Source organism: Streptomyces sp. ATLC9, from assembly GCF_057196705.1.
The window spans coordinates 1-4,694 of the sequence record NZ_JBXUOY010000350.1 but is presented as its reverse complement, the minus strand read 5'-3'; the positions used below and the strand labels follow the sequence as shown (position 1 = coordinate 4,694).

The 4,694-nt window shown below is 71.0% G+C and carries 7 protein-coding genes; 2 read left to right on the top strand and 5 right to left on the bottom strand.

The window, feature by feature from the left end; all coding sequences use genetic code 11:
- Positions 1-162: 162 nt before the first annotated feature.
- The 4 genes from AC2CJA_RS24350 to AC2CJA_RS24335 form a co-directional block, all read right to left on the bottom strand.
- The gene (locus tag AC2CJA_RS24350; RefSeq protein WP_484604832.1) at positions 163-342 is read right to left on the bottom strand and encodes a hypothetical protein; all 180 of its coding nucleotides are present in this window, start codon (positions 340-342) and stop codon (positions 163-165) included.
- Positions 332-760, bottom strand: coding sequence for a hypothetical protein (locus AC2CJA_RS24345; RefSeq protein ID WP_484604831.1), 429 nt, complete (start codon positions 758-760; stop codon positions 332-334). Before AC2CJA_RS24345 ends, AC2CJA_RS24350 begins: the two co-directional genes overlap by 11 nt.
- The gene (locus tag AC2CJA_RS24340; protein ID WP_484604830.1) at positions 757-1,059 is read right to left on the bottom strand and encodes a DUF6415 family natural product biosynthesis protein; all 303 of its coding nucleotides are present in this window, start codon (positions 1,057-1,059) and stop codon (positions 757-759) included. The genes AC2CJA_RS24345 and AC2CJA_RS24340 overlap by 4 nt, the downstream gene beginning before the upstream one ends.
- A 120-nt stretch (positions 1,060-1,179) precedes the next feature.
- A complete protein-coding gene (locus AC2CJA_RS24335; RefSeq protein WP_484604829.1) occupies positions 1,180-2,364 on the bottom strand; it encodes a helix-turn-helix domain-containing protein in 1,185 nt (394 codons plus the stop codon).
- A gap of 170 nt (positions 2,365-2,534) precedes the next feature.
- Between AC2CJA_RS24335 and AC2CJA_RS24330 the strand changes: the two genes are divergently transcribed.
- A complete protein-coding gene (locus AC2CJA_RS24330; RefSeq protein ID WP_484604828.1) occupies positions 2,535-3,302 on the top strand; it encodes an SDR family NAD(P)-dependent oxidoreductase in 768 nt (255 codons plus the stop codon).
- Positions 3,303-3,328: 26 nt separating this feature from the next.
- Positions 3,329-3,700, top strand: a complete 372-nt coding sequence (locus AC2CJA_RS24325) for a MerR family transcriptional regulator (protein WP_206351833.1) — start codon at positions 3,329-3,331, stop codon at positions 3,698-3,700.
- 235 nt (positions 3,701-3,935) lie between these two features.
- Here the strand turns inward: AC2CJA_RS24325 and AC2CJA_RS24320 are convergent, their stop codons facing one another.
- Positions 3,936-4,511, bottom strand: a complete 576-nt coding sequence (locus AC2CJA_RS24320; protein ID WP_484604827.1) for a TetR/AcrR family transcriptional regulator — start codon at positions 4,509-4,511, stop codon at positions 3,936-3,938.
- Between the last annotated feature and the right edge of the window lie 183 nt (positions 4,512-4,694).

The window sequence follows — 4,694 nt, the reverse complement described above, 5'->3', positions numbered from 1 at the left end:
GCCCATCGATGAGGAGGCCCGCGCCCCGTTCACCCGCGTCCCGGTCGACGGGCACCGGAGCTGGGTAGCTGCGTGAGAGCCGCATGCGCGCGTCGGGCCCCCCCCCGGGGGGGGGGGGGCGGGGGGGGGGCCCCCGCCGCGGGGCAGTTCGAGGGAGGGCTGCTACCAGCCGAGTGCGAAGACGGCGAGCGGCCACAGCCACCAGGCGGCGAAGGCGAGGATCATCAGCACGATCGCGAGGGCGCCGGGGTTGGCCTTGACGGTCAGGTACGCGCAGCCCAGCCGGCCGGGCTGCTTGGTCTTCGCCGCGCCGTTGGGCGTCTTGGGTGTGTCAGCGGGCATGACTGGCCCTCCCGGTCAGCAGCAGCCGCGGCCGGTAACGACGGCCGCACGGGGGGCGGCCGTTGACCTGCGCCAGGCGCAGGAACCGCACCGGGCGGGCTTGCCAGGTGAGTTCCTGGATGCCGGGGTAGAGGGTCAGCGAGCAGTCTCCGTGCTCACACAGCTGGGTGCACGCCCGCTCCGAGCCGGGCCCGTCCACCCACCAGTCCAGTACGAACTCGGCTTGCTGCGGGCCGAGCACGGAGGCCACGGTGCGTACCCCGGTCCGTATCCACCGGACCGCCGCCTCGGGGCTCAGCGCCGCGTACCCGTCCCGGCGCGTGGCCGTCTTCGGCGCGCCCGAGTAGGTGCTGATCGCCTCGCACCACACCCCCTGCCGGACCAGCGGGACGGGGCAGAGGGAGGGGGAGGCGGTCAACGGGCCGGCCTCCCCTCGTGGCCGAGGTGCCGCAGCAGCCACCGGCAGTCCAGCGCCAGGAGCCGCACTTGGTCCACCGCCGAACGCAACCCCTCTCCCAGCCCTTCACGGGACTGGGCTGCGGCAGCAGCCGCCCGAGAGGACTCGACGGGCGCGGCGGGCAGCAGCACCCGAAGGTGGTGCTGCAGCTCGGCCTCAAGCGTCTGAAGGTCCTCGTAGCGGGGAGGGACACGCCCTACGGCCATGGCCCGGTCGATGGCGTCTGTGACGGGGCACCTGGTGGTAAGGGGAACGGGCACGCGCAACGTCATGATCGGCTCCGTGTGATGCTCTGTGCGCTGACCGTCACAGGATGCCGACGTGGCAAGGCCTGAACTGTCAGTGTCGAATGACAGTTCAGGCCGGAGCTTTGCGTGCTGTTAGAACCCCAGCCAGGTGCCGTAGTTGGCGAATGTGTGCGGCAGTCGACGATGAGCGGACATCAACGATGCGTAAGTCTCACGAACCAGCGGGTGGTACTTCGTCTGCTGAGGCGATACCTGCCGCGCCTCCTGCAACGACCGGAAAGCGGCGTCAGTGCGGCCGGTCCACAACTGTGCCCGGGCCACCTCCGCCAGATGGTGGCTCTTCCGGGACGCCGGCCAGGAAGCCGGCACCGTCACCGTGGCCGCGGCGTCCAGCGCCTCGGGGAACATGTCCCGCTCGGCCAGGCTCGCTACCCGGTGCACGCCGACGTTCGTTGGTCCGAACGCGAGCCAGTGCACGGTCGTGGCCTCGCCGGTCTCCCGCGCGATGCGCTCCGCCTCGTTCAGGTGTTCGTCAGCGGTAGAGCCGTCCTGTGCCCGCGCGCCGAGGACCGCCGCGCCCAGGTGCAGTTGCCCGTGAACCACCTGGCGTTCACGGCTGGCCGGTGCCTGCTCCAGCATCGCCAGACCGGACCGCACCAGGCGCTGACCGATCAAGTAGTGACTGGCCCGCAGGTGCACCAAGGCCCGCATGTACTGGCGGATGGCGGCCATCACCGGATCACTCGCGCGCTGGGCCGCCCAGTCCATCCGGTCCAGCGCCACCGTGCTCAGGTCGACGTGCCCGAGTTTCCCCGTCACGTCGTAGGCGGTGCGGTAGGCCGACGCGAGGATGCGCCACGCCCGGTCGGAGCCGTCGGTGTGCGCGGCCGCCGTGGCTTCCCCGATCAAGCCGGGGAGATCAGATGCTGCCCGCTTCAGGTTTCCCTCACGAACCTGGGCGCACAGCCGCTCGGTGTCCGCGTGGAGGTCGTCCAGGCCACGTGGCGCCGGATCGTCGTCACTGCCGATGTCGTACAGGTCCAGTGCCTCACGGATTGGCTGTATCAACCTGTCGAGCTGGTCCCGGCGCAGCTCGTCCAAGTAGGGCTGGCCGTTCAAGTCCGTTACTGGGATGGACAGGGCGCGGGCCACCGCGCCGGTCACAGACGGACTCGCGGACATCAATCCCTGCTCCACCTTGGCGATGGTGGACTGGCTGAGGCCCGCCAGCTCGGCCAGCTGGCGTTGAGTCACGTGGCGTAGTTTCCGGGCTCGCGCGATACGGGCACCGGTGTGCTCGTCATAGGGAACAGGCATACTGGTCTCCAAGTTCTGGCGCTGACACCCAGAACCGTACCCACCGGGCCCGCCCGCGGTGCGCCAAACGGCCCCCTACTTCGGTAGGGGGCCGTCGTGGTGAGACTCGGCGGGTCACCCGTCGCCCGCTAGACGCTGCTTGACCTTGCCGCTGGCGGCAGGGTTGCACGATGACCGGTATGAACAGCACCGCACCGCAGAGCAGCAGGATCGTCGCCGTCACCGGAGCCGGCACCGGGATCGGCCGGGCCACCGCCCGCGCCTTCGCCGCTGAGGGCGCCCACGTGGTCGCGGTCGGGCGGCGGGCCGAGCCCCTCAAGGAAACCGCGGCCAGGCACGACCGGATCACGCCGCTGGCCGCCGACATCACCGCCGAGGGCGAGCCGGATCGGATCATCCGGGCCGTGCTGGAGACACACGGCCGACTGGACGTGCTGGTCAACAACGCGGGCATCGTGCGCAGCGGCGCCCTCGGCACGCTCACACCGGAGGTGATCACAGCTCAGCTTGCCACCAACCTCGTCGCCCCCATCCTGCTGGCCCAGGCCGCTCTGCCACTCCTGGAGAGGTCGGGCGGGGTGATCGTCAATATCAGTACGTCGGTGGGGCAGCGGGCCTGGCCCGGCAACTCGGTCTACGCGGCTACCAAGACCGCTCTGGAGCTGCTGACCCGCAGCTGGGCGGTCGAGCTGGCACCCCGCGGGATCCGGGTGGTGGCGGTCGCCCCCGGCGCGATCGACACCACCATCGGCGAGCACCAGGGCCTGACGCCGGAGCAAAGGGCAGCGGTGCGCGAGTGGCAGCTGGCGCACACCCCGCTGGCCCGGATCGGCCGGGCCGAGGAGGTGGCCTGGGCAGTCGCCCAGCTCGCCGCACCGGCCGCGTCGTTCGTCACCGGAGTGGTGCTCCCGGTCGACGGCGGAGCGGTCGTGGCGTGATAGGAGTGGCCCGGGAGGTGGGACGGGTGCGGATCGGTGAGCTGGCCGGGGCGACCGGGACGACCGCCCGTGCGCTGCGGCACTACGAGCAGGCCGGACTGATCTCCTCGCAGCGGGCCCCCAACGGCTACCGCGTCTACGACGAGCGGGCGGTGGTGCGGGTCCGCAATATCCGCTATCTGCTGGCCGCCGGGCTCACCCTGGACGACGTGCGGGTGTTCCTGCCGTGCCTGGACGGCGATGTGGCCGCCGCACCGCCCTCGGAGAAGGGCCTGCGGGTCGCCTTGGAGCGGCTGGCGGTCCTCAACGAACGGATCGCCGTCCAGACCGAGGCCCGCGACCGGCTGGAAGCCGCGTTGCGACAGGCGACCGGTGGCCGGATCCGGCCAGTGGCCTGAATGAGGGAATGAGCCGCACTGATCTTCGTGGAGTCCCTGAAGCCCGGTCACGCTTCCAGGCGTGGGGAGAACCACGAGCAATGCCGGCACCCCGTAAATATCCTGATGAGCTGCGTGAGCGCGCGGTGCGCGAGGTCCGTTCGACGAGTACGAACAGGCGCACCGGGCGTAACCGGACGAAGTCTCACAGACCGCTTGGTCACGCGATCGCGGACTCCACGGAACTCGGGGCAGCTCACCCCGACGTGTTCTCGCCGGCGTCGAGGAGCTCGGTCACGAGCCGCCGGGCGTACGCGGCATCGAGTCCGGCCGGGCGGAAGAGGATGCGGTACATCATGGGGGCGACCACGCGGTCCATCGCCGTCTCGACATCGGGAGTCTTCTCCTCGCGGCCGATCGCGCGGGCGAGTATGACGTCGATCTGTTCGGCTGCGTAGGCCGAGCACTGGCCGGCGTTGCCGCCGTCCCGGTCGCCGAGCAGAGCGTCACGGATGTAGGCGCGGCCGGAGGGGGACGACATCTCGTCGAGGAACTGTTCGGCCCAGGCCGTCAGGTCGGACAGCAGGTCGCCGTGGTTCTCCGGCGCCGTGTCGGGCCGCAGGCGCTCCACCGCGACGTCCGACAGCAGCTCCTGAAGGTCTCCCCAGCGGCGATAGATCGTCGAAGGGGTGACTCCGGCGCGCCGGGCGACCAGAGGGACGGTCACCGCGTCACGGCCCTGCTCCGACAGGATTTCGCGGACAGCGGTGTGCACCGAAGCCTGGACCCGTGCACTGCGCCCGCCGGGGCGCGCCATCGGCTTGCGACTCATGACTCCACCCTAAAGCACCGATATTGCGTTTAGGAGGAGCGCGCCGGCTCGACGGCGGCGCCGGGGCCCCTTGCCGGTCTCCTCGCCGCGGGCATCCGGTCCTGATCCCGACCGGAGCCGAACGCGTACGGGCCGGGCCGGACGCTTCGAGTGCGGCCCGGGGCGGTGGCCGGGGGCTCGGCG

What these genes read in the sequence shown, in the direction of transcription:
- AC2CJA_RS24350 (WP_484604832.1), bottom strand. Translation starts at nt 342, where the DNA reads ATGCCCGCTGACACACCCAAGACGCCCAACGGCGCGGCGAAGACCAAG.
- AC2CJA_RS24335 (WP_484604829.1), bottom strand. Translation starts at nt 2,364, where the DNA reads ATGCCTGTTCCCTATGACGAGCACACCGGTGCCCGTATCGCGCGAGCC.
- AC2CJA_RS24330 (WP_484604828.1), top strand. Translation starts at nt 2,535, where the DNA reads ATGACCGGTATGAACAGCACCGCACCGCAGAGCAGCAGGATCGTCGCC.
- AC2CJA_RS24320 (WP_484604827.1), bottom strand. Translation starts at nt 4,511, where the DNA reads ATGAGTCGCAAGCCGATGGCGCGCCCCGGCGGGCGCAGTGCACGGGTC.